The organism is Haloarcula salinisoli, assembly GCF_019599405.1.
Taxonomy (GTDB): Archaea; Halobacteriota; Halobacteria; order Halobacteriales; family Haloarculaceae; genus Haloarcula; species Haloarcula salinisoli.
Genome location: NZ_RKLQ01000007.1, coordinates 43,058 through 69,691, shown reverse-complemented (window position 1 = coordinate 69,691; position 26,634 = coordinate 43,058). Strand labels below are relative to the sequence as shown.

The window sequence follows — 26,634 nt, the reverse complement described above, 5'->3', positions numbered from 1 at the left end:
CGTTACTTCTCAAGAACGTAGTTGCCCAGAACGAGCGCGTCAAGTCCCATTGCATAGAAGTCTTTCAACGCCTGCCGGGGCGTCATCACTATCGGTTCCCCGTGGTCGTTGAACGAAGTGTTCAACAGTGCCGGGACACCCGTAATCTCGCGGAACGATTCAAGTAAGGAATAGTACCGGGGGTTCTGGTCCGCAGTGACCGTTTGGGGACGGAGTGTGTCGTCTTCGGGGTGGAGGACCGCCTCCATTTTATTTCGGTGCTTTTCAGCCACGTCGAACGTTTGAATCATGAAGGGGGCCCGCTGTCCGTCCTGGAAGTACGTCTCAGCAGCCGGCTCTAGGATAGACGGAGAAAACGGTCGCCAGCTCTCCCGGTGTTTCACGTGGTCGTTGACCCGGTCTCTCGAGGCCCCGGTCCGCGGGTCCGCAAGGATACTCCGGTTCCCTAGCGCACGCGGCCCGAGTTCCATCCGCCCCTGGAACCAGCCGACCAGTTCGCCCTCGGCCAGCCGTTCGGCGACGTGTTTCGCGAGGTTGTCGGGCCGGTGGTAGTCGGCTTTTATGCGGTCCAACGTCGCTCGAATTTCCGCATTGGAGTAGCGTGGGCCGAGATAGAGCGAATCTAACGCGGCGTTTCGATCACCGATGTCACCCATACAGGCGCCAAGGGCGAGACCCGCATCGTGTGAAACGGGCTGGGCGTAGAATTCATCGACGGTGTCCAGTTCGCGGATCGCTTTATTCATCTTGCAGTTCAGTGCGACCCCACCCGAAACGGCGACGTTACCTGTCGATAGCTCCCGACAGTAATGGTCTGCGATGTCGCAGATGATATCCTCGAGCAGCGACTGGGTAGCGTATGCCAGATCTTTATCAAACTGACAGAAAGAGTCTGTCTGTTCTTTCCGGGGACGGTTGAACAGTGATTCCAGCTCTTGAATGCTCTCAGACGCGGTCAAAGCGGCGATCTCTGTCACGTCGTAATCGACGCCAGTCTCGACTACCTCCCGAAGTGTCGCCTCGATCCACTCGTTTTCGTTGCCGTATGGGGCGAGTCCCATAATTTTTCCCTCACCGTTGAACGGTCGGTAGCCCAGGAACCCTGTCACGGCTGAAAAAAAGTACCCCAGACTGTTGGGATACTCGTAGGTCCGGACTCGGTTGAGCTCCCCGCCCTCGTATTGCCAGACGACGGTCGCATCGTACTCGCCACGACCGTCGATGGTCAGGACGACACCCTCATCGAAGGGGGCAGGATAGGCTGCCGAATAGGCGTGACAGCGGTGATGGGGCTCGAATTCGATCGGCGGGAGTGATTCGGTCCCCGTTATCTCCTCGAGTGCGCGTTTTACCGGCCGTCGTTTCGGCCGTACTGTCCAGCCGGTACAGTCGTCGATAACGGACGACAGACCGGTGAGCTTATTCCGGAGACCGTCCCGTTCGATGAGATTGTAGTACAGTTCGTAGTCGATAGTCCTGTATATCAGGCTCGGTTCCCAGGGAATGACGAACTTCTCGATGTCGTCGACAGTGATGTCCTCCGCATCGAGGCAGGACTGAATCGACTGTATCGGAAAGGTCCCCGGCGCATGTTTCTCACGCCGTAACCGCTCTTCTTCGATGGCATATGCGATCTCGTCGTCAGTGGCTATCACGGCACTCGGGTCGTGGCCCGCGTCCCAGAACGCCGACACAGGGTTGAAACTCAGTATATAGTCGGCCATACCGGCTTGTCTGTAGGGTTATTAATTAATTCTAACGGTCACGAAATCTGGGCGCTATCAGTACGGCGTCTGGCCGCCATCGGCGGGACGCCACGACAACCCTGACTGCTCGCTGGGGGGTTCGAGCGGACTGGTCTGGGTTAGTTCGGGTAACTCCGGCTCGTTGTACGCCCGCGGGGCGACGTCGTTGGGGCTATCGGGATAATACAGTGAGGCGAGAGCCTGAATCTGTCCCCGACCGACATCGAGTTCGTACTGGCCGCCACCGTACATCTGTATTCCGTGGGTTTCGCAGTACTCGATGGTTTCGAACAGCGACGCGACGGACCCGAATCGCGACGGCTTGATGTTTACGTGCTGTGTCTCGAAGGGGAGTGCCTCCAGAGTTTCCGTGCCCGTGACCGGGTGGTCCCAGGCAACTCGCGAACTGACATTCGCAAACAGCGGTCGGGTCCTGTCCGTGACCGCGGGATCTTCAAGCAGCGCTTCCGGAAACGCATCGACAATCTGTTCGTACAGTTCCGGGTGGGGTGGCTGCGCAACTGGAACGTTCTCGTACTGACCCTTGAAATCGAGGATACGGACGGCGCCCGTCGATGCGAGTTCGGAGATCAGGTCAGGCGTCCAAGCCGGTACCGGGTCGAGCTTGAACGCGAGGTCAGAGTCGTGCTCCTGGAGAGTCTCCACTCGGTCGGTGCTGGGTGGGTCTCCCAGTGTGGTACTTACGACGAAGTCGACGGGGTCGTAGCTCCGTCCGACAGCGTCCCCGAGACTCTTCGACGCCTGACGGAGCGCAAGGTCGAGCCCGGCACTCTCGAGAGCCCATCGTCTGTAGTGACGGTCGGCTTCCCTGTCGGGTGTCGTTCCCGGGAACAGATTGAGCGAGTCAAGGTAGGATGAGAACTCGTCGAATGTATACGTACCGGTCAGGGCGAACGCCTCCACAGTGGTCTGGGGCTCGCGGTGGGCTCTCGGGTCGTAGATAACATCCTCGCCACGGCCAACCACACCGTCTCCGTAGAGCGATATTGTGGTCGTGACCCGATCGAACCCCCCCGTGGTCTGCGACTGGTTTCTCGTCGCTGAACACGTGTGTATGCGCAGTGGGAGGTCTGCTATCGCAGAATACATTCCGGTAGCGTTGCTCACTGGCCTACGACCGTCAAAGGTACACCCGCTCACCGGTCTCTATCGACTCCTTGACGGCGTCGACGACCTCGAGCGTCTTGACACCATCTGCGTATGGACACCGCAGACGGTCGGGATTGTCGTTTCTGACTGCTTCGACGAACGCCTTGTCTTCGATGTAGTGGTTGTCTTGGGTAGCAGTCTCGTTGACTTCTTCGCCCGCGACTGTGCCAGTGAGCGACTCGTCCTGTCGAACGAGGCGGAAGTCGTCCCCCACCATCGTGATTCCGCTGACGTCGTAATCTGGGGAGGCTGTCGTCGAGGCCACCTGACTGATGGTCCCCGATTCGTGCTCGAGCACCACGGCAGTCGTGTCGTTGAAATTGAGTTCGTCCTCGAGTACCTCCTGGGCGCCATAGCCCATCACACTCTCGACCTCTCCTGCGAAGTAGCGGAACAGATCGATGTAGTGACTCGTCTGTTCGAACAGCTGGCCACCGGACTTTGCCTCGTCGGTGAACCAGTCCTGTGGTGGGATCGGTGAGAGGAACTGCGCGGTCATCAGCGAGATCTGCCTGTCGCCGACGTACTCCTCGACCAGATCCGTGGTGGGGTTGAACCGACTCTCGTAACTGACGTGGGTCATGATGTCGCTCTCGGAGACTGTCGATGCAATCTCCTTTGCCTTGTCCACCGAGACGGTGACTGGCTTCTCGACGAGGAACGGGATGTCCCGCTCGGCCGCAATCGTCTCCTGTGTCGTATGAGCGAACGGCGGGATGCAGATGAACACTGCATCGAGAGCATCCCCATGGGTGTCGTACAGTTCTTCGTGGTCCACGTATGCGGCGGCGTCACGTTTTCCTGCCGCCCGATTGGCGGTCTCCTCGTCGATGTCACAGACCGCAGTTATCGAGACATCGTCGAGTGCATCCAGGTTACGCATGTGTTCTTTTGCGATACCACCCGCTCCAATTACGCCAACCTCCATACCTAAATTTTCCAGAAGCCGTCTAAAATATGTGTTGATTTCGTTTCGTGGACATATCGAAACAGGTGGACGCGGCCGAAACCTCGATATCCGGTGCCAGCTCCCCGAGTCTGGGACGGGCTCAGTCCGTATCAGATATGGTGAAGACTCAGTGGAAAGGGAGGCCCAGAAGAGCAGCGAGTATCACAGTTTCTCTCACCCGGTGTCAATGAAAAAAAATTTGCCGGTGCGACCATGAGCCCACAGTATGGGTCAGAGACAGTACGATGTCATCGGTATCGGTATCGGTCCGTTCAATCTCGGGCTCGCAGCTCTCATCGACGGGTTAGACGACTCGCTCGATGCGGCCTTCCTCGATCAGCAGTCCGAGTTCATCTGGCACGAAGACATGCTCATCGAGGGATCGACCCTCGTTAGTTCGATTCTCGGGGACCTGGTCACACCGGCGGATCCGACCAATCCACACAGTTTCCTGAACTATCTCCATCACCACGACAGATTCTGGGAGTTCTACAACTACGAGAACTTCCGTATTCCACGCAAAGAGTATAACAAGTACTGTAACTGGGTTATCGACCGCCTCGATAGCTGTCAGTTCGGCCAGCGAGTCGACGCTGTCAGAGTAACCGAGTCCGGGGAGTTCCTGATTCAGGCAGACAGCACGACCGGAACGGGTGTGACCGAGTACCGGTGTGACGACATCGTGCTGGGGACGGGAAGCCAACCCTACGTTCCGGAGTCGCTTCGCGGCCATCCGGACGACGATGTCTTCCACAGTTCGGGATATCTATCGCAGCGAGACCGGTGTCTGGACGCTGATACCATCACCGTCGTCGGGTCGGGACAGTCAGCCGCGGAAATCGTGCTGGACCTGTTGCGGAAACAGCCCGACAACGAGTACCGCATCGACTGGTTCACCCGCTCGGACGGCTTCTACCCCGTTGATTCGTCAAAACTCACCCGTGAGCTCCGCTCGTCGGACTACATGGAGTACTTCTATGACTTGCCACAGGAGACCAGCGAAGAGCGCGTCGACCAACAGGACCTCCTTTATAAAGGGATCGCACCCGACACGAGCGCAGCAATCTACAACACGCTGTATCACTATTCGGTCGACGAGGACCCCGATATCGGTATGCTGGCCAAGACCGAGGTCGAATCGATAGGGGCGGGTTCCGGCGATACCTATCAACTCCAGTGTCATCAGTGGGAGGAAGACGAACGGTTCTGCCACGAAAGCGAGGTGGTCATCCTGGGAACCGGATACCGTCGGACGATTCCGGAGTTTCTGGAGCTAGTGCGAGAGCACATCAAATTCGCGGGGGAGAACCAGTTCGAGATTGGGGAGAACTTCGAGGTCGAGACAAGGGGACTGGACGGCTCCATCTTCGCACAGAACCGCGGCTTCCACGAACACGGTTTCAACACCGCCGACCTGTCGCTTGGCGCCTACCAGGCAGGGACGATAATCAACGAGATACTCGGCGAGGAAGTGTACAAAGTCGGGCAGGGAGACCGATTCCAGAGTTTCGGGACCGACCAGTTCCTCGAACAGTCATCACAAAGTGGACGTATCGAAGAGATTCCGCTATCCAGCGACTAGCGGACGAACCGAAACACAAGTATACCCAAGGTGTCCGGTGGGAACGAACCGCTGGACATGGCCGAGGACAGTCAAGCAAGCGGTGAGTGGCCTGAGACAGCGGGGAGAGACGTGAACGCCATCACAGCAGTTCAGCGGTATGCTGTTTGATTGCGGTCTTGTAATTCTGGCGCGTGAAATCGGAGACCTTTCGTGCAAGCGTCTCTCTGAGAGAGAGCTGTTTCTCTCTGTCCGCGAGGACCCTCTCGATAGAGCTGACAGCGTCTGAAATATCACTGTAGACGAGGGCAGCATTGTTGTCGACAATCTCTCGCTGCCCACCACCATCCGGTACGAATGGCACCATCCCGGCAGCCACCATCTCAGCAACCGCGATACCGAACGGTTCTGCGTCCTTCGCGTGGAGCCCGTAGCGGTGGGTCGAGAGCAGATGGAGTAATCGCTCCCTGCTGACCTCGCCCTCGTACTTGATGAAGGGCCGGTCTGCAGCGATCGCGCGGGCCCGACGCTCGTATTCGGGAGCGTTTGTCGGGCCGAGAACGTGAAGATGAACGTCGAGACCTCGCTCCCTGAGGGCCTCGACTATTTTCATCGCTCGCAAGGTCCTTTTCGAGGGCCGGATACGGCCGACAGTGACGAAGCCGGACTCCCGCTCATCCCACTCTCTCGTCTCCTGGAAGTCGTCCCGCTTTACCGAGGGCGGGTAGACAACCTCGGCCTCGACCCCGTGAACAGTTCTCAGTAGGTTCGCCGTCCAGTTCGAGTTCGTCAAAACCCGGGCGTCGCCAAAAGACGCGGCATCGAACCCCGCGAGTCGCTTCGAGATGGCGTTCCCGGAGCGCTTGCGGATACGGTCCAGGCCTCCGAGGTCCGAGGGGACCGGTGAAACGAGCGAGGGCAGGTCGATGTACTGCAGCGACGGTATGGGCGCGTTCAGTTCCCACTGGGTCGAAACGACGACATCCTCGCCGGAGAGCTGTCGTTTGGCGACGCGGTTTACCATTGCGCGCTCATGTTTGCCGTCGACGAAAGATGGGATTGCCGTCGGGAGAGTGACTCTCTCGACCGCGACATCCGTCACGTCAGTCCCGTAGTGCTCGTTCAGTGAATCGATATCCGGACGGTCAGTACTGTACAGCGTAAGGTCGTACTCTCCCTGGAGCGCCTCCATCACAGAGAGACAGACGGTCACAGTCCCACCCTTGTTGCTAAAGGTAGGGTGATAGATGCCGATTTGAGGCATAAAAAATGAGAATGCGGACGGGTTCAGCAGGCCTGCTTCAGGACCTTCTTGGCCGTACTAAAGGCGGCGTCAGCTGTCGCTGTGATATCGTACGAGCTATCGAAGTCGTACGAGCTATCGAAGTCGTACGAACTGTCGAAGTCGTACGAGCTATCGAAGTCGTACGAACTGTCGAAGTCGTACGAGCTATCGAAGTCGTACGAACTGTCGAAGTCGTACGAGCTATCGAAGTCGTACGAACTGTCGAAGTCGTACGAGCTATCGAAGTCGTACGAACTGTCGAAGTCGTACGAACTGTCGAAGCCCTGTTCGGTATCGATGCTACTGTTGGCCGTAGCTGGTTCTGACCCAAGCATCGGCACGTGTTCTTTATTATTCATATCAAATTAATCTTTTGGAGTTGTCAATAGCGTATTTATTTCATTCACAATGGGAGTCAGTAGTTTGAACTCGACCGGAGCAAAGCGTCCAGTCAGGGGTCACGGGTCAATTTGATACGGGCTTAGGGCGTCCCAGATACGTCGCTGTCCAGTAGTACGTTACTAGCCAGTATCTCACTACCAGTCAGCGTGGAGAGAGTGATTGGGTTTTGGGAACCGTCGTAGAGGGCAGATGGATCGAACTCTCACTGCACTTCAGCGCGGGCAGCTCGTCGCAACAGTCGTCTCGCGATGGTACCCAGTACGATGTTGAACCCGACCAGGATACCGACTGCTGGAACGAGTGTATTCCAGAGACCGCCATACCCCGTCACAGTAAGTACAGTCATCACATCACGGCCAAGCATGAGAGCCCGAACACCGTCTATGCCGTAAGTGATCGGGTTGAGTACCGCAACAGCCCGGATCCAGCCCGGAAGCACATCAAGTGGCAGGAATGCGCTCGAAACAAACAGCAGGGGGAAAGTAAGAAGATTCGCAAACATGATGGTCGCTTCTTCGTCGCGAGACACGAGCGCAACGATATTGGAGTACGCCATGAACACACCTCCGAAGATGACAGTGACTAGAACGACACCGATGACACCAACCAGACCGGTTTGCATATACTGGTCAACCGACCCACTGGTTCGTACGGTTAACAGCATATATCCAAGCAAGAGGATGATGAGCGTCTGGATAACGATACGTACGACTTCTGAGAGCATCTTGCCAAGGAACATAGCCGTCCGATTCATCGGGGAGACGAGAATTTTCTCGAACATCCCCTCCTCCATGTCGGTTACGAGACCGATACCGGAGGTCGCGGCTGAGGCCAGAGCCGACATGATCAGTATCGCTGGCGTCAGAAACGTGATGTAGTTGACCTCCCCCTGGAACGACTGTGTGAGTGTATCCCCGGCAACGACTCCGAACACCTCCGCGAACAGGACGAGGAATATCACGGGTTGGACGAGGGAAGTGAACACCACGTACGGATTCCTGAGGTTCTTGACCAGCCATCGTTTGAAGCTGATCCATACATCCCCTTTCATATCGTTCCCGGGGGACCTGTCTACGCGCCCGTTCACGGTATCCTCAGTCCGGTTGCTCATAGAGACACCTCCGGGGCCGACTCAGTCACCGTTCCGCTGGCCACGTCGGCAGATTCGTCGGCAGTCAACGCGAGGAAGACATCATCGAGTGTCGGAGACTGGATGTTGAAATCAGTGACGGTGATGTTAGCACCATTGAGTGCCGCGAAGAACTCGCTCGTCGTCTCGCTGTCCCGCTCCGTTCTGACTGTGAATCCGTTCTCTGTCGTCTCGAAGCTGGCCTCCGCGAACTGGTCGAGCTTTCGCACCGCCCTGATTGCACGCTCAGTCCGTGATTTGGACGGGTCGGCAAGGGTCACTTCGAAGAGATCACCGCCAACCGATGATTTCAACGTTTCCGGGGCCCCCGTCGCGACGACCTGGCCGTCCTGTATCAGCGAGAGCCGGTCACAGAGGTGATCTGCCTCTTCCAGATACTGTGTTGTGAGAAACACAGTCGTTCCTTCCTCGTTGATTCGCTTGAAGTAGTCCCATAGCCGCCGCCGTGCCTCCGGGTCGAGACCGGTCGTCGGCTCATCGAGGAACACCACCGGTGGGCGATGTACCAGGACAGTGGCGGCGTCCAGCCGCTTTTTCATGCCGCCTGAGAACTTCTCCGAGCGTTCGTCCGCGACGTCCTGCAAGTCGACAAGGTCAAGCAGTTTCTCTATCCGGTCCGCACGCTCGCTCTTGGACACGCCATACAGCTCACAGGCAAGACGGAGGTTCTCTCGGGGAGTGAGTTCTCTGTCGATGCTGGTTTCCTGTGCCATGTAGCCGACTGATTCACGGACTGCCAGTGGGTCTTCGACGGTATCGAACCCCTCGACCTGAATCGCCCCCTGAGTCGGGTGCAGGAGTGTCACCAGCGATTTGATAGTCGTCGTCTTCCCAGCCCCGTTCGGTCCGAGAAACCCGAAAAACTCGCCTCGCTCAACCTCGAGAGAGAGACCCTGCACGGCTTCGGTCCCGTCCTCGTAGGTGATATGGACATCCTGCGCCGAGATTGCGTACGTCGTATCGTCTGACGGGCCTGTGCCCGTATTCTTTGATTTCTCTAGAGACATGACAGCGGATTCTTCCGAGCGCCATCCTGTAGTTCTTTCCTCAAGTTATTCGGCCCTTTTTATCACCGATAGTGCGAGATGGTGTGTCAGTCACCGCTCCCAGGTTCTGGCGGTGGAGAGGCTACCAGGAGCTGTCACTTCGATGGTCGGTAAGCCTGTTTCCTGAACAGGAAATCGGTAAGGAAGCCCTGATGTGGTTCTCGGAGGTCGATATCTGACACCATTTCGCCGTTTGCGAACAGCTTCTCTATCGACGAGTCCCGAAGCAACGTCTCCTCGAGTCCGTCGTCGTGGGTAAAGGTTGTGACGGCGAGCGAATCCGACAGCGCAGTCCCGATATCCGTCTTCGGGACCTGGACGACCACCGTGTACTGGAAGGGGAGTTCGGAGGCGAGAACGTGTCGGCCGTCATCGAAGTCGTTCCAGTCCAGATGAAGGACCGTCGGACGGAGATACGTGATACCGTTCTGCTCAATCACACGGTCTCGGTCGTCGTATCGCGCAGTCAGGTCCTCACCGGCGCCGGTCGTGAGATTGGTGTCGATGAGTCGGTCGATTCGGTCGGCCTCCGCCGGAGCAACCACTGCTGGGACCTCAGCACGTTCCGAGAGTGGAGCCGTTACGGTGGCGCCCGCGACTCGCTGTGCAAGTTTCTTCGCGAGGAGCGAGCCATCGCCGGTGGTGACAATCTGGGTTGCATTGGTGCAGGCACGACCACCGCCCGTCATCACTGCTGTCCTACACATATCGAGTACCTCGTCACGCTGGAGATAGTCGGAATCGACGAATATCTTGCTGTTTCCAGGGCCATGAATCTTGACGTTACTCACGTCAGCGTACCGGTTCTGCAGGTCAGGCCCCCCAAAACCGAGCGCAAGGTCCGACTGTTCGACTGCAGTCTGGCCGACCTCCCGCTCACCCGGGAGCAAGACGACTGACTCCTTCGGAAGCCCCGCCTCGTGGAGTGCGTGTACGAGCCTGGCTGCAGTGAACGGCTCCTGGTTCGAGGGGCGAATCGCCATCGGGTATTTCGCCCCGAGCGCGACCACTGATAGTGCCACTACAGCCGGGTGATTGCTCGGGGTCAAGAGCGCCAGATTCCGACCGCGTGGGACATACCCGACCGTTCGCTCCGTGCCGGTGTCGTACTGGAGGGTGTCGATGACTGTGACGTCGTCACCTGGTAACTGGGAGCGCAGCGTGGTATCGACGGACTCGAGAGCCGACCGTATCGCGGTGACGGCCTCCCTGACAGCACGAACTGGGAGCCCAGTGGCGCGAACGACGTTGGTTACGTACTCGTCGACAGTAGTGTTTTCCGGACCGAGTGTCCCCTTCGCGAAATGACTGCCAGCCTCAGCCAGCATCGATACCAGCTCCCCACTGTCGAGCGCGTTGAGGGCCGCTTTTCCCTGGTGTTGATTGCGTTCGATGACCGACGGCACCTCCATCGAGGGGAACCGCTCGACGGCCCCAATCGGGTCCCCCTCAAACCCCGTAACGTCCGCCGTGACAACCGGTTCCTGACGGTCGGTTCCCGTGGCAGCGACAATCTGTCTCATCGACTATCAGTACACCCCGGATTCGATATCGTCCTGCTCGCTCTCGGGAACGTCGGGGTTTCCGAGACATGCCGAAACGTTGCCGGACTGGGACGGGAGCCGAATCGCCGCATCATCTTCAAGCAGGTACGGTGCGAACAGCCCCTCCCGGATAACGTGCGTAAGAGTCCGCCCAGTTTCCCCGTAGGAGACCGTTTCGTACTCCCCGTCGCCACCCGGCTCCACTACCTCGACGATGACGTACTTATCCTGTGGCTGATACACGACGGCGTCGTGGTCCTCGTTGTAATCTACCTGTGGCTGGACGCCCGTGAGGGTGTTTCCGTATACGCCCGAAAAGAACGCGTCCAGTTCCCGGGAGAGCAGCCGGTAGTTCTCAGGGGCAATCGCCTGCCCGGAGAAGACGACCGCATCAAGATCGAGTTCGTCGAGCAGTCCGTCCCGGTACAGGTCACCGATTATTGTGGGAGTGGACACGACCATCCCGATGTGATCTCCGTGCTGGGCTATGACATCCTGTACCTGGCTGCGGAGATGCTGAAGGTAGCGGTCCGCGGTGTCTGTCATCTGCAGTTCGCGGTCCGTCTTGGCGGTCCGAATCCAGCGGGGGTCTAGGTCGATAGTAACCAGTGACCCACCACGGTTGTTTGCGAGGTTTCGCATGCCGTTCCCAAACACGTGGGGGCCAGTGGGACCGATATAGAACAGGTCTCGGCCCTCTGGCACGCCGTTTGCACGCAGCATATCACGCCAGGTCTCGTCGACACGAGCTTGCATTCCGTCGGCCACCCAGGCCGTCCACTTTGGCGTGCCTGTTCGCCCACCGGAGCTGAACAGCCCGTAATCGCTCGCATCGTACTGCTGTGGGATGAGTTGCCTCGGCGCTGTCTGCAGAAGTTCGGTGGGAAAGGAACCGTACGCGTCGTCGTCGGCAAACAGGTGCAGGTCTGACGGGCCCTCAATTTCGGCAACGGGGTCGAAGGAGAGTTCCGACTTCTTTTCAATCCAGTACGGTGCGCCGCGACCGTCTTCGAAGTGCAGCTGCACCATCTCTTGGAGGTGCTGCTCAACATCGAACATACGAAATCACATCAGGGAATCATGCAAATTAGTTGTGGTTTATTCACAGATAGGGTCAGTGACGTGTTGGTACCCGCTACGCGCCCGTGCCCAATGTGCCAGAGGGAGTGGTACGACTGTGGGTGGCGTTGAATACTGCCGTGGAACCGAACTCCACTAGCCCCTGAAAAACGCTGGGGTCCAGTTACGAACCCGGCTCGACGAGTTCGAGAACGTTCCCGTCGGGATCGTAGAAGTAAGCGACTCTGGAATCGACTGTACCGACCGACTTGGGCGGACCGAGGAACTCCACGCCCCGTTCGGTCAGCTCCTCGTAGGTTGCATCGATATCTTCGACTTCCCAACAGAAGTGGTCGTCACCAATATCGACAGGCCTTCGCATGGCGTTGATATTCTTCGTAGAGGGTTCCGAGATGCTCTTCAGTTCGAATTTGAACCCGTTGCCCCCAAGAACAGCGAACGTTCCCTCCGTGCCGTCGACGCCGAGGAGGTCCTCGTGGTGGTCGCTCAATTCCTGCTCCTCACGGAGGACCTCAAGCCCGAGAACGTCACGGTAGAACTCTATCGACCGATCGATATCCGATACGTTGACTCCGTAGTGGTGAGCTGGTCCAACGACCATAGTAAATTTTGACCGACAGCTGAAGTTAAATTTTGTTGTTCGGGTGTTGGATACGCCACCGGGGCCACCGATGGGTACCCGACCACAGCTCAAGTGGCTATCGACCGACATTTTTATTATTCTCTCTTGGGGGGAGATATTAGTATATGAACGTCTGCCGAAAGTTCGACCGATTCGCAACAGGAAACGATGACGTCGCTATCCGAACACCGGGACGTGATGACAAATCCTACCAGCAGCTCCGGAGAGAATCTGGGTACGTTGCGGGACTCCTCCGGGAGAACGGCATCGGGCCATCAGACCGCGTTATCCTCCACCTGCCGAACGATTCGGCATACGTTTCTGTGCTGCTTGGCATCTGGCGTGTCGGCGCAGTCGGCGTGCCGATGGACGAAAGGTGGGGCGGAGAGGTCGCGAGTCACGTGCTCGCGGACATCGAACCGTCCCTGGTGGTGACAACCGACCAGTACGCTATGAGACTCCGGGAGCAGATATCAGGGGACCCACTCGCCGAGATACCGGTGGCAAAAATCGACACGGCAGCCGTTGGAGACCTCGGTATCACCGAGGTCTCGGAGCCGTCGATGACTGTGGAACCACAGATGGACGACGACATCGCGAAAGTCGTCTACACCTCCGGGACGACAGGCACACCGAAAGGGGTCATCCATACACATAGAAATATTACGGCTGTCGTAGAGATGGCGGCCAATGTGTTTGACCTCTCAGACGACGATATCTTTCTCGCTTCCGTCCCCCTCTGTCGCAGTCCGGGTATATACGGGTCAGCACTGCCCGCGCTGTGTGTCGGTGGTTCGGTGGTCTTGCAGGCAGAGTGGGACCCCCAGTGGTGGAGCGAACTTATCGCGGAGTACGAACCTCGCCTCAACTTGCTAAAACCCCAGCAGATGCGCGAGACTATCGAAGTTGACGACGAGGCAGTGTCCGACACGTCGTCACTGGAGATATGCATGGTCACAACCGGCCTGCTTCGGTCGAAGTCCACGTTTACCGACTTCGAAGCGACCTACGATGTCGACAACGTCATCAACTACTATGGGCAGACTGAATCACTCGCTGTGAGCATGGGTACCCTGTCGGCGGACACTCAACCGAACTACATCGGTCAGCCTGCCGATGTCCTAGAGACGAAGCTGGTAGACCCGTCCACTGGCCGTGAGCTACCCCCTGGAAACGATGGTGAGCTGTTGCTCCGTGGCGATGTCGTGACACCCGGCTACTGGAACCGACACATAACGGCCAGCGAACTGTTTACCGACGGCTGGCTCCGCACGGAGGACCGGATTCAGCAGGACGAGGACGGTAATTTCTATTTCCTCGAACGGCTCTCGACCTGAGTGAGCCCGGACTGGACCTGTGCCCGCGCGGTCATCACCCGTCTGAATCAACGTGCTTGCGGTCGTATCTCCCGATAGAGAGCAAAATATAAGTCAAATGGCACTGAAATAACAGCCGAATGGCATACACTGGAACGGAACCAGACGGTGGTGTCGGCTACGTCACAGCGGATTCTCCATCCGTTCGCGATCTCGTTAAACGTAACGTCCGTCGGTGCATCAGCCGAGTCCGAGGGTTGTTCTGAATCGCCTGCACCTCGCAGCAATCTCGGATGTCCGGAATATTGGCAGTAGTCGACAAGCAACAGGTGGAGCCAACCGTCTTCGAACGGCTCTTCGACCGGCTCTCCTACCGCGGCCACGACGGAGAGGGGGCCACGCACGTCGGGACGGCTTCAATCGGCTGTCACCAGTTCAATACGGGTTCGAGACCTCACGCGTCACAGCCCGTGTCAGAGGGCGGTATTTACGTCGCATTCGACGGTCGGATCGACAATCGGGAGCAGCTATTAGCGCGACTGGGACAGGAGCCCTCGAAACCACGACCGGACTCTCGTCTGGTCCTCGACGCGTACACAAAGTGGGGGACGGAGTTCCCGGAGCAAATTCGAGGCCCCTTCGCGACCGTGCTGTGGGATAGTAATCGGCGCCGGTCGGTCGCGGCAAGAGACAGAACAGGTATCAGGCATATCTACTACGCCGCTACTGATGACCTGTTCGTCGCGGGGTCGGAAGCGCGTGCAATCGCTGCCCACTCCAGCGTAGCTGATGAGCCAAATCGCCACCTCATCCGTGAGTTCCTCGACAGTCGTCTCGAGACAGCCGGAGAATCCTTCTACAGAGATATCGCTCGGCTCGAGCCTGGCACGGTCGTCACCTGGGACCCAGATGGTCTCTCCGTCGACCGATACTGGCGACCACCGTATGGCTGCGCTCCCGACGCCAACATTTCTGACCACGGACGTCAACTGGAACAGTTGCTTCGGTCGGCGATCGGGAACCGTCTCGAGGTAGTTGGCAACGCGGCAGTGATGATGAGCGGCGGGCTGGACTCGACACTCATCGGGTCCCTTGTCACGGAAGAGAGCGCCCGGAGGGAGACAGGGCGGGCAGAAGCGTTCGTCGTCACGTTCGACGGGATATCCGCCATCGATGAGCGAACGTCCGCCAGCGCAGTTTCCACCGACGGCGTTTCCACTACTTTCCTTGATGGGGCCGATATCTGGCCGTTGAAACGTGATTTCAGGGCCCTTGTTGGGACACCGTGTCGGGATTCGAGCCTTGAACTCTTCGACACTGTCACTGCGAAAGCACGCGCCGACGGCTTTGAGGGCGTCTTTACGGGTGTCGGGGGGAACCTCTTCGACGGAAATCGGCTCGCCTACACTGACCTGCTGTGTGAGGGTCACGTGGCCGACTTCGTCCGTGAGGCCTGGCGGGACGATCTATCGGTGCTCAAAGCTGGATTGTTGTACGGACTGCTTCCAGCGGCCACGAGCCAGTCAGTCACACTCCGGGAACTGAACTATCGGGACCCCCCTATCGGCGTTGACAGGGACGACGAGCGGCCCCCGGCCGCTCGGCGAGAGCCCAAGACCGTCTCCCGGGCGCTGTCGTTCGTGAACTGCTCACTCCGGTACCAGCTCACGGACCCCTACATGGATTTTGTCTCGGATTCGATTCGTCGTATCGCACTGGCCAACGGGACTGAGCTGTTTCACCCGTTCCTGGACTCGCGAATTATAGCGTTCCTGTTCCGTCTTGGCCCTGGCTCTCGATTCCACAACGGCCGGCACAAACGCCTCGTCCGCCAGGCTGCCAGAGGCATTGTACCCGAGTCCGTTCGCGAACAGCCAGTGCATGCCAACGCCTACAGCTCGTTCCTCAGGCGGGGAATCCAGGAGGAGGCAAGCACTCTCCAGGCAGCCCTTTCGAATGGAACACTCGTCGAGGAGTCGTATCTCGAGAAAGACCAATTGGAACGGCTGCATGCCGAGTTGCCAGTCCCGGACGGCGTCGAGTCTCAGGAACGATTGTGGCGGGCGGCTACGACGGCTCGCTGGCTGGACGAGTTCTGAAAGACACAGCCGCCTGTCTCACTGGTCAGAACGCTTCCCAAAGACGATATCGTCACCCCAGTGCCATCGTGACTGAGCTTTGGTCTGAGAGCGATACCCATGCGTCGCAAGTATCTCACATACCTCGTCGACGACATCGCCACGGTTCCGCTCGGGCGAGGCGTCGACAGCGATTCGGTCAATCGGAAATCCCGTCTCGAGTGCGCCCTGCAGTATCTCACACTCGACCCCTTCAGCCTCTATCTTGAGGAAGTCGATACGCTCGTGTCCGTGCTCCCGAACGATGTTCGGAATGGTATCGGCGTCGACACGGAACGAGTCGCCAGTCTCGTAATTGTCGGGAGCCAGGACCGAGTTCTCGAACGCGTGGACGGAGGTGTTGATCTCTAGCTCTGTGGGCTCCACCCAGGCAGCCTCGGGAACAACAGTCACGTTGGGAAGATCGGTGGTGTTCCACCACAGCACGTCGCTGACAGTTGCGTTCGGTTCGACGGCGATTACCTCGCTTGCCCGCTCCGCGGCATAGCGAGTAAACCCACCGACATACGCACCAGTGTCAACGACGACGTCTCCGGACTTGACGCGAGCGAACCCCCTGTTCGTATAGATATCGGCCATCAGCTGCTGATGTGTAGGGGACCCGTGTCTCGTCCCCTCCACGAGGGCGAGGGTGTGGAGACGCCGGGCGAGGCGCCAGTCAGGTATGTCGACCAGCTGCCATTCGCCGTCGAAAGTCGGCACGGCGACAGCGCACTCTTCGAGAAGGAGGTGTGCCTCGCTGAGCAGGACGTACAGCGGGGCAGTTGCATACTTGAGGCTGGTCCCTGTGATGGGGAATGTCTCGCCGTAATCTTCGAGAACATCCGCCAGAAAAGACTCGGCTCGCTCTCCAACTTGTCCAATCAGGCTCTCTGCTCCGGTCTCTGGACGCTGCCGGTCAGTATGCATGGTCGGCACTCGAAGCGACGAGTAATATGCTTGGTGATTGTCATGGTTGCCCCAAAAGATCACACAATCGGACTACTGGTTTTGCGTCACGACAGCTGGTTTCCCTCACGGGAACGGGACGAGAGATAGACAGCACAGGTGCAGAGGGCTTCGCGAGGGCGGTGTCAGCGAGAGTGGACACCGCAGACACTCGCCCAATGTCAGCTTCAGATCTGTAACCGGGCGCGGGAACCGTCGAGACGTGACACAATTGAGTGTATCGACGGTGCTGTGCCGCCCAAATCGACGCTGAGAGGTACTTTTCAATGCTATATTCAAAAAATATATATAGCTTTTTAATTACATTTTAACCGAAAGATGGAGCAACAGCAATACACCAAAGCAGTTCTCTCACCTGAACAAACGAGCGATATTACGCATCTCGACCGATCGGTCCCACTGGACACTGGTGAGTGGTACCAAACGGGCGACGACAACGGCAGGCTCGTCTACGACATCCCGCAGGGAACGCTCTCAAAAGAGGACTGTCTCTCCTTCGATGTTCTCCAGACCGGTGAGCATGCGTCAGTCTTCGAGCTCCTGTTTACGGACGGTAGTCAGTCTCTCCTCTCCCGGGTACCGGAACTAATCTGGAGTAAATCCGACGATCAGTTCGTGATGAACATACGGACCCTCCCGGAGTGTTCGGCCCGGGTCCGTATCCCCCTCAACGAACTTACGAAACACCAGGTGAAACGGTCGCGTGACGGGGCTTGGCTGAACTCGTTTCTCGGGGGGCAAAAAGTCGATCCCGGTGACGTAGAGCGAATCATCCTCCGCGTCAAGGAGACTCGGGGTGACGGCACCAGCTGGTGCCAGTCACCGCTCGTGATCACCCGCGAGAGCCCACCACCAGTCGAGGAACCGGCGTTACACACCGAGGAGCTACTTGACGAGTTCGGCCAGAGTGCGGTCCACTCCCATCCGCGAAAGTTCACTGATGAACAGGCGATGACCGACCACCTTCAGTCCAGACTCGACCGTGTAGCTAACGCAAAGTGGCCGTCGTCGTTCTCGTCCTGGGGTGGCTGGACGACTCAGTCCTACGAGGGGACTGGCTACTTCCGGACGACCACCGATGGAGACCGCTGGTGGTTGGTTGACCCTGACGGCCATCCGTTCTGGTCGACCGGTGTATCCACGGTGCGGCCCGTCATCGAGTCGGCATACGATGGTCTCGAGAACGCACTCTCCTGGCTCCCCGACACCGATCGATTCACAGACGCACACGTGGATACTGAGACACCGGTACAGGAGACTCACGAAGAGAACCGTGACGATTCCGCGTTCAATTATCTCGGGGCCAATCTTATCCGGGCCTTCGGACCGGATTCGTGGCGCAGTTCCTGGCGCGAGCTGGCCATCGGCGAACTGGTAGCGTCTGGATTTAACACAATCGGCGCCTGGTCCGAGACACAGCTCGGACGGGAGCTGGAGTTCCCGTACACGCGAATCTTGGAGTACGAGTTCGACGACATCCCGACCATCTGTAGTGACTTTCCCGACGTATTTCACTCCGATTTCGAGGCGGTCGTCGACGAATACGCAGCCCCGCTGGCGGAGACGGCGGACGATCCGTACATGCTGGGGTACTTCCTCTGTAATTACCCGGACTGGACGTTATTGGAGCGGCCAGTAGCAGCAGAGATGCTTTCGACTCCTGGAGAGTGCCCCGCCAGAGACGCACTGGCCGACCGTCTCAGGGACCAGTACGGCACCAATCAATCGCTGCGAAGGGCCTGGGAGACCGATGTGTCCTTCGACGACATCCGAGCAGGAAGCACCGTTGAGGTCAGCTCGTCCGACGCGATGGCTGATCTCGAAGCGTTCAGTCGAACGCTGGTGGGCCGGTTCGCGTCGACGTTGGCGTCGGCCTGTGAGCGGTACGATTCGAACCACCTCAACCTTGGTATCCGCTTTGCCGAGGCCCCGCCATCCTGGGCCGAACCCTGCGTCGAGCACGCCGATGTGTTCACGGTCTACTCTTACTCGTCGCATCTCGACGAGTCCTCATCTGCGGACCGATACGAGACCCTTTCCCAGCGCTACGACGTGCCGGTCCTGATTGGCGAGTGGCAGTTCGGGTCCCTCGACGCGCCGCTCCCATCGCCTGGACTCTGTGCCGTCCCCGACCAGTCTGCACGCGGGCGAGCAGTGCGACGCTACCTCGAAGGCGCTGCCAGCAAACCGTGGTGTGTTGGCACACACTACTTCCGGTTCTACGACCACTCGGCCGTTGGCGGTCGCCACGGGGAGAATTTCAATATCGGACTGTTCGACACCTGTCACCAGTCGTACGCGCCGGTGACAGATGCGTTCAGGGCCAGCAACGAACGGCTCTATGCTGTCGCCGCTGACCAGGCAACCCCGTATGAGGAGAGCCACGATTCAGCTGACTAGACAGCAAGTAATCGTCGTGCCCTGATCTCACCCGTTTACACCGGGGATGACATCCTCACAGGCTTCTCGTTCTCGAACCACCCGTCGGTGCCCGTCGTCGCCGATAATAACGATCGGGGGTCTCGGAGCACCGTTCAGGTGCATTTCGCGACCAACCGTGTACGCACCGACCTTGTCAATGGCCACGAGGTCGCCTTCTGCCAGTCGTTGGAGTGTTACGTTCTCGTCAAATACATCAGCCGAGTAACAGAGAGGGCCCACGACGGCATAGGTGCGTTCCTCGCCGTCGGCGTCGGGCGAGTATATTGGCACCTCCTGTCGTGTGAGTACCGTGTTCGTTCCCGCATCCAGAACCGCAAACCGACGCTCTGGTGTCTCTTTCAAAACACCAACCGAGCCCAGAAGCGTCCCACAGGGCCCAAGCAGGTATCGACCAGGTTCCAGATAGAGTTCGACTGGGTCGAGCCCCTCCCGTGTGCAGGCCGCAGTGATTTCGTTTCCGATTGCCGCCGCGTACGCCTCGATGTCGGGCACCGACTCCCGGTACTGGATGGGGAATCCGCCGCCGATATCGAGCACGTCTACCGTCTCGTCTGTCTCTTTTCGCACCTCGGCGACGAAATCCATCAGGCTCTGTGTCGCCACCTTGTACGGTTCGACGCTATCGATCTGACTCCCGAGGTGACAGTGGAGCCCGTGAAGACGGAGCCCGTCCGCATCGACGGTCCGACGGACAGCCTCGAGAGCGCTGCCACTCGCGACCGACATCCCGAACTTGCTCCCGCGATCGCCAGTCGTGATAGCAGGATGGGTCGGAATATCCACCGCAGGATTCACCCGCAGCAACACGTCACACTGTATCCCGAGATCCCGGGAGACCGATGCGAGCGAGCGGAGCTCAGAGATGTTATCGACCAGTATCTGTGACGTGCCAGCCTGGAGTATCCGACGGACAGTCGACTCGTCCCTGTTCATTCCCGTCAACAAGATGTCCGCAGGGTCGAAGTCGGCGCGGCGTGCCACTTCGAACTCACAGTTTGCGTAGGCTTCGGCGTTGGCACCACGGTCCGCCAACAGTCCAAGAAGCCCGGGAACGAGGTTCGCTTTGACCGCGACGTGCACGGTCGAGTCGGGGTAGTGAGCGTCGAGTGCTGACCGGAGACGGTCGTACTGCCGGCGTACGTCGGCCTCGAAGAAGATGAGCGCGGGAGTGCCGACCGACTCCGCGACCTCGTCAGCATGCTTTGCGAGACGCTCCTTTCGTTCCGCAATCGTCCGAGACATACTGATAGTGCCAGCCGTGGCTCATTTAATATTTGTGCGCGACGACGCTTTACCAGTGTAACTGCTCGGACCGTGGCTTACGCCGTGTTTGCACTGAGACCGTGCCAGTACCCCTTCAACCAGGCAATCTGGCTGGTGTCAAGTGCCACGAGTGCAGCGATGCGGCGCCAGATTGGCGGGAGCTGACTCGTCCCAACAAAAAACAGCAGTGCCACGGACCGATAGAAGGTCTCGCGGAAATTTTTCCGCCGGAAGAGGAGGCTATTTTTCGCGTACCAGTAGCTCGTCGGTCGGACGTTGTCATCAGTGCGCGCCCCACCCTCCTCGGTTTCGAAGTGGTAGACCGTAGCCTCGGGCTGATAGAGGAGGTCAAACCCCCGTTGCTTGAGACGTGCCATGACATCCCACTCCTCGAACACCGCCGGGCCCTCGTACCGGGTGTCGAAACCGCCAATCGCTTCGAGTGCGGAGATCCTGAACGACATGTTGGCGCCTCTTCCAGCCTCCGTCTCGACGGGTGATGGTGGTATCCAGCAGTGGGATATCTCGTTTACTTCCCCGTATTCGCTGATAGTGTTGCGGTTCGTCTGATCGGTAATACGAGTGTCCGTAGGCATGAGGTCCTGGTCGGTCCGAATCGCCGGACCACAGACGGCTGCAACGTCGTCTCGACTGTACCCGTCGTCTATGGCGGCGAGCCAGGACTCTTCGCAGACGACATCGTCGTCGATAAAACAGACGACGTCGCCAGTGGCGGCCTCGATGATATCGTTCCGTGCGCCGGGCATGCTCCGACCCCCAGAGCGACGAGTATACGATAGTCGAACGCCCGCAGCCTCGAATTTCGGACGGAACGACTCGACGACCTGCGTTGTTCTCGAGCTGTCGCTGTCGTCTACGATGAGTAACTCATCCGGAAGCCGAGTCTGCGAGAGGAGACTGTCAAGCGGGGACCCGATACTCTCGGGTCGCTCGTAAGTGACTATCCCGACCGTGTACTCCATAGTCCGAAAAACTGTGTCTCCTTGCACATAATTTACGATATTCAGCTGAAATAAACACCGTGAGAACGTAGTAGTGCAATCGAGCGAGCGGTACCGTTGCCGGGCGAGTGTCCTCCACCAGATGATTTCTCTAATACATATATAAATTTAAACGTGGCTGGGTGCGTTTGGCACTTATGTGGACCGTCGACGAGCTGTTCAAAAACACAGTACAGAAGATTCCTGACCAGACCGCTATCATCGACGCCCGAACGAGAGAACACTACAGTTACGCCACAGTGGATGAACGGGTAGATCGCATCGCTGCGGGCCTGCAGGCTTACGATATCGCCCCCGGTGACCGCGTCGGTATCGCCTTAGCGAACACACCAGCGCACGTGTTCACTGCGCTCGCTGTCCAACGTATCGGGGCTGTCGCTGTCCCGTTTAACTTTCGGATTAACGCCGATAAATTGCGGTTCTTCGTCGCCGATATGGATCCGGAGCTCATCGTATACGGCGAAGAAATCGGTGAGCTCGTCGCTGATCTCAAGGCCGAACTGGCCTGCGATACGTTCGTCACGACCGGCGAGACATCCCAGTCCGGTATCGACCAGTTCGAAAGCCTCCACCGGGAGTCCGACCCGGAGCCGGTGTCGGTTTCCCCGGACGATCTGAGCGTCATCCAGTACAGCTCCGGAACCACCGGGAAGCCGAGTGGTATCGAAATCACCCATCGCGTCGGCGTCAACCGAGTGTTCCACCACATTCACAGCCAGCGGAGTTATGACCGCGACGTCTTGCTCGGGGAGATTCCGCTGTGTCACACCGTCGGATTCCACGGCAATCTCCTGACAATGGTGGCCACAGAGGGCACCTACGTCCCAGCTCCCAAGTTCGAACCCGAACATAACCTGGCGGTGATCGACGAAGAGGATATCACCGCGCTCCACGCTGTCCCCATCATGTTCGACCGGACACTCAGCGTGTGGCGAGCGTCCGAGCAGTATGACCGGAGTCTGTTCGGCTCGGTGAACTTCGTGACATCCACGGCGGCACCAATCAGCGATGAGCTGTTCGAGCAGTTCAAGAGTGTGATCAATCCGGAGTATCTGTACAACGTGTACGGGATGAGCGAGATATTCCCACCGTACACGAAAATAAACCTCCGGAACCACGACGACCACCGAATCTTTGGGTTCGCTTCGTCAGATAATATGCGGACAGTCGAAATGGGTTCCCATGACCCGACCGAAGTCACCCCGCCCGGCGAGGAAGGCGAACTGATAATCCGACGGGACACCGTCTGTGCGTTCGAGGGATACTGGAGCGACCACGACAGCGCCAGCGCAACGATTATCGACGGGTGGTATTTCACCGGTGACGCGGCCCTTGAGACACCCGAGGGGTACTATCGCCTTACCGGTCGCCTTGACGACCGGATCAAGTTCGTCGGTGAAAACGTCTATCCCGAGAACGTGGAAGCAGCGCTTCTCTCCCATCCATCGGTGGAGTCGGTCGATGTGTTCGGCGTCGACGACGACGAGTGGGGCGAAGTACCGAAAGCCCTCGTCGTCGCCGACAGTGTCACCGCCGAGGAGCTAGAGGACCACTGTCTCGATAGCGAGATGCTGGAGGATTATAAGCGGCCACGCGAATTCGAGTTCGTAGAGGACATTCCAAACAGCGCACCGATATAGACATCCACGAGAGCAGTGAGTGAGCCCCAGGCCGACGCATAGACGCTACACAGACCGGTGGCTGGTGTGGCTGAACACCCGGAGCGCACGTTGTCGGTGACGACCGCCACGGACAGTGTTCACTGACGCCAGTTCGAATATAAGCGTTTATACGGAAGCAGTTGGTGGCCTTCCGACAAGTTATGCCATTAACAGACCGACGTATGTCAGCCGTACAGGTCACCTCACCGGGCGAATCCTTCGAAGTTGTCGACCGGCCGGTCCCTGAGACGCCGTCGAACGGCGTTCGTATCGAGGTCGAAGCCTGTGGCGTGTGTCACAGTGATTCTATCGTCAAGGAGGGAACGATACCGGGGCTGGACATCAACTACCCACGCATCCCCGGACACGAAGTCATCGGACGTGTCGACGCAGTCGGTTCGGCGGTGACCGCCTGGGAGCCCGGGCAGCGTGTGGGCGTCGGCTGGCACGGCGGACACTGTTTCTCATGTGAGCAGTGCGGTCGTGGTGACTTTACGAACTGTGAGCGAAAGCGGATGACGGGCGTAACCAGCGATGGCGGCTACGCGGAGTTCATGGTCGCCCGACCAGAAGCAGTCATTTCGGTTCCAGAGTCCCTCGAAGCGCGACACGCGGCTGGGCTCGTCTGTGCAGGCATGACTGCGTTCAACGCGCTCCGGCACAGCAGTGCGACACAGGGCGATGTCGTCGCCGTTCTGGGTATCGGCGGCGTCGGTCACCTGGGCGTTCAATTCGCGAGTGTCGCGGGATACGAGACAGTTGCTCTCTCGCGGGGGAGCGAAAAGCGGTCGCTCGCGAAAGAACTCGGCGCCGACCAGTACGTCGATACGGATGGTTCCGACCCCGGGGAAACGCTTCAGTCTCTCGGCGGGGCTGATGTCATTCTTGCGACTGCCCCCAGCAGTGGGGCGATCGAATCTGTTGTGCCGGGACTCGCTGTCAACGGCGAACTTGTCGTTGTCGGCCTCCCTGAAGAGCCGGTGAGTCTCAACCTCGGTCCCTTCGTCAGCAACCGCCAGTCCCTACAGGGATGGGACTGCGGGCACGCCGGCGACGCAACCGAGACACTCGCCTTTAGCGCGAGAAACGACATCGAACCCATGGTCGAAACATATCCACTGGACCGGGTCGAGGACGCCTACAGTGATATGATGAGAAACGAGACGCAGTTCAAACCCGTCCTGGAACCATAGCCGGTGACACCGGTCGGTCACACGAGCATGACTACGCGGGAACTGCAGGCACTACGCTCGGTTATTTGACTGCGGCTCGCGAGGCCCGGTTGAGCAAGCTAACTGCGACGCCACCCAACACGATATTGAACCCCAGCAAGACAGCGACAGCCGGGGCGACAGTTCCCCAGAGACCCGGCAGCGAACTGAGCTCAACGACTGATGCGACGCCGCGTCCGAGTAGCAACGCGCGGATTGCGTCGACCCCATAGGTGATCGGATTCACGACCGCGAGCGTTTGAATCCAGTTCGGCAACGCTGCGAGCGGAACGAACGCGCTGGAGACGAACAGCAGCGGAAACGTAAGCAGGTTCGCGATCATGATAGTCGCCTCTCTATCTCGGGTTATCAGCGCCACCACGTTGGAAAAGGCCATAAACACACCACCGAACAGCACCGCAACGGCGATGATACCGACGATACCAAGGAGACCTGTCCGAACGAATTCGCCGACGCCGGCTCCCGTCTTGAGCGTCAGGAGACCGAATCCGAGGAGGAGGATGATGACCGTCTGAACGGCGATTCGGATTACCTCCGAGAGTATCTTCCCGAGGAACATCGCACTTCGGTGCATCGGTGACGCAAGCAGCTTGTCAAACATCCCAGTCTCGATATCGTCGACCAGACCGATACCCGAGACAGCGGCGGCGGCGAGGGCCGACTGGATGGTAATCGCCGGTGTGAGATAGGAAACGTAGTGAATATCTCCGACAGTTTCGGTAAGAATCCCGCTGGCAATCGCCCCGACGACCTCCGCCATCAACACGAAGAAGATGACTGGCTGGACCAGCGAGGAGAACGTCACGAAGGGGTTCCGTGTTGTCTTGACTAGCCACCGTTCGAGGCTGAACCACACGTCAGTGAGGGTGTCGCTTCCGGACGCCCGTTCTGCGGTTTCGGCTCCTGAGACCTCGAACTCCTCGGGTGCGGGCGTCATCTGGCCACCTCCTGCTGGTCAACGGCAGGTGTCTCGGTCTCGTCCTCGGCCGTCACCGCCTCGCTTCCAGTTAGTTCGAGGAAGACGTCGTCGAGCGTCGGAGAGTGTACCTCGAAGCCGGTGACGGTGATACCGGCCTCGTGCAGCGAGACCAGAAGAGCGCTCGCGTTCTCACGGACCTCCGCAGCTCTGACTCTCAGTGTCGTCTCGGTCGTCTCCACCGTCGAGTCATCGAGGACATCGGACTGTCGAATGGCCCGTTTCGCGTGGTCCATCCGGTTGGCGCTCGGCTCTTCCAGTTGGAGTTCGAGAATCTCCCCGCCGATCGACGATTTCAGTGATTCGGGCGTGTCAGTCGTGACAATCTGCCCGTCCTGAAGCAGGCCAATACGGTCACAGAGCCGGTCCACCTCTTCGAGGTACTGTGTCGTCAGGAACACGGTCGTCCCGAGTTCGTTTATCCGGCGCAAATACTCCCAGAAGGCAATCCTGGCTTCGGGGTCCAGACCAGTCGTGGGTTCGTCAAGAAACACAATCGGGGGTCGGTGAACGAGAACCGTCGCTGCGTCCAGGCGCTTTTTCATCCCACCGGAGAAGTTCTCGGCTCGAGTGTCGGCGACATCTGTGAGATTCACCAGGTCCAGCAACTGCTCGACACGGTCGGCACGTTCGTCGCTTGGCACCCCATAGACTTTGCTGGCAAACCGAATATTCTCACGGGCGGTGAGCTCCTCGTCGACGCTGGTCTCCTGGGCCATATAGCCGATGGATTCACAAACGGCTGTCGACTTCGTCTCGACGTCATACCCGTTGACAAGGACTGTTCCAGTAGTCGGATGCAAAAGCGTCGCAAACGTCTTTATGGTCGTTGTCTTGCCGGCGCCGTTCGGTCCGAGAAATCCGAAAAATTCGCCGGATTCGACCTGTAAGTCGACACCCTGTACGGCCTCTGTACCGTCGGCATATGTGACGTGGACGTTCCGGGCGTCAATAGCGAGTTCGCCCGCAGTGGATACACTGGTATCGTGTGATTGTTCAGATGGCATAACTGGATGAGTTAGTTCGACTTCGGACGGCCTAACGGTAGCCCCCAACTGTGGTGCAATTTAAATAGCCACCAA

At 58.5% G+C, this 26,634-nt stretch carries 21 protein-coding genes; 6 read left to right on the top strand and 15 right to left on the bottom strand.

The annotated features are described in order from the left end of the window. Positions 1-2 precede the first annotated feature (2 nt). From EGD98_RS20500 to EGD98_RS20490, 3 genes are read right to left on the bottom strand one after another with little or no spacing between them, the layout of a single operon-like run. Positions 3-1,724, bottom strand: a complete 1,722-nt coding sequence (locus EGD98_RS20500) for a carbamoyltransferase family protein (RefSeq protein WP_220590225.1) — start codon at positions 1,722-1,724, stop codon at positions 3-5. Between the two features lie 57 nt (positions 1,725-1,781). After that, complete coding sequence (locus tag EGD98_RS20495) at positions 1,782-2,855, bottom strand: enolase-like domain-containing protein (RefSeq protein ID WP_220590251.1); 1,074 nt, start codon at positions 2,853-2,855, stop codon at positions 1,782-1,784. 31 nt (positions 2,856-2,886) lie between these two features. Continuing rightward, the gene (locus EGD98_RS20490) at positions 2,887-3,843 is read right to left on the bottom strand and encodes a Gfo/Idh/MocA family protein (protein WP_220590224.1); all 957 of its coding nucleotides are present in this window, start codon (positions 3,841-3,843) and stop codon (positions 2,887-2,889) included. Between the two features lie 247 nt (positions 3,844-4,090). On the opposite strand from EGD98_RS20490, the gene EGD98_RS20485 reads away from it, so the two are divergent. Further along, positions 4,091-5,446, top strand: a complete 1,356-nt coding sequence (locus EGD98_RS20485) for a lysine N(6)-hydroxylase/L-ornithine N(5)-oxygenase family protein (protein WP_220590223.1) — start codon at positions 4,091-4,093, stop codon at positions 5,444-5,446. Between the two features lie 121 nt (positions 5,447-5,567). On the opposite strand, the gene EGD98_RS20480 is transcribed toward EGD98_RS20485, so the two are convergent. From EGD98_RS20480 to EGD98_RS20450, 7 genes are all read right to left on the bottom strand, one after another. Next, a complete protein-coding gene (locus EGD98_RS20480) occupies positions 5,568-6,638 on the bottom strand; it encodes a glycosyltransferase family 4 protein (protein ID WP_220590222.1) in 1,071 nt (356 codons plus the stop codon). A 74-nt stretch (positions 6,639-6,712) separates the two neighbouring features. Then, positions 6,713-7,069: an MSCRAMM family adhesin SdrC gene (locus EGD98_RS20475; protein WP_220590221.1), complete on the bottom strand. Its 357-nt coding sequence runs from the start codon at positions 7,067-7,069 to the stop codon at positions 6,713-6,715. A gap of 245 nt (positions 7,070-7,314) precedes the next feature. Beyond that, complete coding sequence (locus tag EGD98_RS20470; RefSeq protein ID WP_220590220.1) at positions 7,315-8,223, bottom strand: ABC transporter permease; 909 nt, start codon at positions 8,221-8,223, stop codon at positions 7,315-7,317. Then, entirely contained in the window at positions 8,220-9,269 is a 1,050-nt protein-coding gene (locus tag EGD98_RS20465; RefSeq protein ID WP_220590219.1) for an ABC transporter ATP-binding protein, read from the bottom strand. The genes EGD98_RS20470 and EGD98_RS20465 overlap by 4 nt, the downstream gene beginning before the upstream one ends. A 134-nt stretch (positions 9,270-9,403) precedes the next feature. Further along, positions 9,404-10,831, bottom strand: coding sequence for an aldehyde dehydrogenase family protein (locus EGD98_RS20460; RefSeq protein WP_220590218.1), 1,428 nt, complete (start codon positions 10,829-10,831; stop codon positions 9,404-9,406). A 6-nt stretch (positions 10,832-10,837) separates the two neighbouring features. Beyond that, entirely contained in the window at positions 10,838-11,911 is a 1,074-nt protein-coding gene (locus tag EGD98_RS20455; RefSeq protein WP_220590217.1) for a hypothetical protein, read from the bottom strand. Between the two features lie 184 nt (positions 11,912-12,095). Next, positions 12,096-12,533, bottom strand: coding sequence for a VOC family protein (locus EGD98_RS20450; RefSeq protein ID WP_220590216.1), 438 nt, complete (start codon positions 12,531-12,533; stop codon positions 12,096-12,098). 146 nt (positions 12,534-12,679) lie between these two features. On the opposite strand from EGD98_RS20450, the gene EGD98_RS20445 reads away from it, so the two are divergent. Beyond that, a complete protein-coding gene (locus EGD98_RS20445) occupies positions 12,680-13,891 on the top strand; it encodes a long-chain fatty acid--CoA ligase (RefSeq protein WP_220590215.1) in 1,212 nt (403 codons plus the stop codon). A gap of 284 nt (positions 13,892-14,175) precedes the next feature. Continuing rightward, entirely contained in the window at positions 14,176-15,969 is a 1,794-nt protein-coding gene (locus EGD98_RS20440; RefSeq protein ID WP_220590214.1) for an asparagine synthetase B family protein, read from the top strand. 18 nt (positions 15,970-15,987) lie between these two features. Here the strand turns inward: EGD98_RS20440 and EGD98_RS20435 are convergent, their stop codons facing one another. After that, positions 15,988-16,917, bottom strand: a complete 930-nt coding sequence (locus tag EGD98_RS20435; RefSeq protein ID WP_220590213.1) for an FkbM family methyltransferase — start codon at positions 16,915-16,917, stop codon at positions 15,988-15,990. A 357-nt stretch (positions 16,918-17,274) separates the two neighbouring features. On the opposite strand from EGD98_RS20435, the gene EGD98_RS20430 reads away from it, so the two are divergent. Beyond that, complete coding sequence (locus EGD98_RS20430; RefSeq protein WP_220590212.1) at positions 17,275-19,356, top strand: hypothetical protein; 2,082 nt, start codon at positions 17,275-17,277, stop codon at positions 19,354-19,356. A 27-nt stretch (positions 19,357-19,383) separates the two neighbouring features. Here EGD98_RS20430 and lysA read toward each other — a convergent pair whose 3' ends face one another. Both lysA and EGD98_RS20420 read right to left on the bottom strand, forming a co-directional pair. Then, the gene (gene lysA, locus EGD98_RS20425; protein ID WP_220590211.1) at positions 19,384-20,640 is read right to left on the bottom strand and encodes a diaminopimelate decarboxylase; all 1,257 of its coding nucleotides are present in this window, start codon (positions 20,638-20,640) and stop codon (positions 19,384-19,386) included. A 77-nt stretch (positions 20,641-20,717) separates the two neighbouring features. After that, a complete protein-coding gene (locus EGD98_RS20420; protein ID WP_220590210.1) occupies positions 20,718-21,644 on the bottom strand; it encodes a glycosyltransferase family 2 protein in 927 nt (308 codons plus the stop codon). A gap of 176 nt (positions 21,645-21,820) precedes the next feature. On the opposite strand from EGD98_RS20420, the gene EGD98_RS20415 reads away from it, so the two are divergent. Then, positions 21,821-23,323, top strand: a complete 1,503-nt coding sequence (locus EGD98_RS20415) for a class I adenylate-forming enzyme family protein (protein ID WP_220590209.1) — start codon at positions 21,821-21,823, stop codon at positions 23,321-23,323. 203 nt (positions 23,324-23,526) lie between these two features. Then, positions 23,527-24,537: an alcohol dehydrogenase gene (locus EGD98_RS20410; RefSeq protein ID WP_220590208.1), complete on the top strand. Its 1,011-nt coding sequence runs from the start codon at positions 23,527-23,529 to the stop codon at positions 24,535-24,537. Between the two features lie 61 nt (positions 24,538-24,598). Here EGD98_RS20410 and EGD98_RS20405 read toward each other — a convergent pair whose 3' ends face one another. Together EGD98_RS20405 and EGD98_RS20400 are read right to left on the bottom strand one after the other, a co-directional pair. After that, positions 24,599-25,513, bottom strand: a complete 915-nt coding sequence (locus EGD98_RS20405) for an ABC transporter permease (protein ID WP_220590207.1) — start codon at positions 25,511-25,513, stop codon at positions 24,599-24,601. Further along, entirely contained in the window at positions 25,510-26,559 is a 1,050-nt protein-coding gene (locus EGD98_RS20400) for an ABC transporter ATP-binding protein (protein WP_220590206.1), read from the bottom strand. Before EGD98_RS20400 ends, EGD98_RS20405 begins: the two co-directional genes overlap by 4 nt. Between the last annotated feature and the right edge of the window lie 75 nt (positions 26,560-26,634).

Bases quoted from the DNA above. Each gene is read 5' to 3' on its own strand.
- EGD98_RS20500 (WP_220590225.1), bottom strand. From the start codon at position 1,724: ATGGCCGACTATATACTGAGTTTCAACCCTGTGTCGGCGTTCTGGGAC.
- EGD98_RS20495 (WP_220590251.1), bottom strand. From the start codon at position 2,855: ATGTATTCTGCGATAGCAGACCTCCCACTGCGCATACACACGTGTTCA.
- EGD98_RS20490 (WP_220590224.1), bottom strand. From the start codon at position 3,843: ATGGAGGTTGGCGTAATTGGAGCGGGTGGTATCGCAAAAGAACACATG.
- EGD98_RS20485 (WP_220590223.1), top strand. From the start codon at position 4,091: ATGGGTCAGAGACAGTACGATGTCATCGGTATCGGTATCGGTCCGTTC.
- EGD98_RS20475 (WP_220590221.1), bottom strand. From the start codon at position 7,069: ATGAATAATAAAGAACACGTGCCGATGCTTGGGTCAGAACCAGCTACG.
- EGD98_RS20470 (WP_220590220.1), bottom strand. From the start codon at position 8,223: ATGAGCAACCGGACTGAGGATACCGTGAACGGGCGCGTAGACAGGTCC.
- EGD98_RS20465 (WP_220590219.1), bottom strand. From the start codon at position 9,269: ATGTCTCTAGAGAAATCAAAGAATACGGGCACAGGCCCGTCAGACGAT.
- EGD98_RS20460 (WP_220590218.1), bottom strand. From the start codon at position 10,831: ATGAGACAGATTGTCGCTGCCACGGGAACCGACCGTCAGGAACCGGTT.
- EGD98_RS20455 (WP_220590217.1), bottom strand. From the start codon at position 11,911: ATGTTCGATGTTGAGCAGCACCTCCAAGAGATGGTGCAGCTGCACTTC.
- EGD98_RS20450 (WP_220590216.1), bottom strand. From the start codon at position 12,533: ATGGTCGTTGGACCAGCTCACCACTACGGAGTCAACGTATCGGATATC.
- EGD98_RS20445 (WP_220590215.1), top strand. From the start codon at position 12,680: ATGAACGTCTGCCGAAAGTTCGACCGATTCGCAACAGGAAACGATGAC.
- EGD98_RS20435 (WP_220590213.1), bottom strand. From the start codon at position 16,917: ATGCATACTGACCGGCAGCGTCCAGAGACCGGAGCAGAGAGCCTGATT.
- EGD98_RS20430 (WP_220590212.1), top strand. From the start codon at position 17,275: ATGGAGCAACAGCAATACACCAAAGCAGTTCTCTCACCTGAACAAACG.
- lysA (WP_220590211.1), bottom strand. From the start codon at position 20,640: ATGTCTCGGACGATTGCGGAACGAAAGGAGCGTCTCGCAAAGCATGCT.
- EGD98_RS20420 (WP_220590210.1), bottom strand. From the start codon at position 21,644: ATGGAGTACACGGTCGGGATAGTCACTTACGAGCGACCCGAGAGTATC.
- EGD98_RS20415 (WP_220590209.1), top strand. From the start codon at position 21,821: ATGTGGACCGTCGACGAGCTGTTCAAAAACACAGTACAGAAGATTCCT.
- EGD98_RS20410 (WP_220590208.1), top strand. From the start codon at position 23,527: ATGTCAGCCGTACAGGTCACCTCACCGGGCGAATCCTTCGAAGTTGTC.
- EGD98_RS20405 (WP_220590207.1), bottom strand. From the start codon at position 25,513: ATGACGCCCGCACCCGAGGAGTTCGAGGTCTCAGGAGCCGAAACCGCA.
- EGD98_RS20400 (WP_220590206.1), bottom strand. From the start codon at position 26,559: ATGCCATCTGAACAATCACACGATACCAGTGTATCCACTGCGGGCGAA.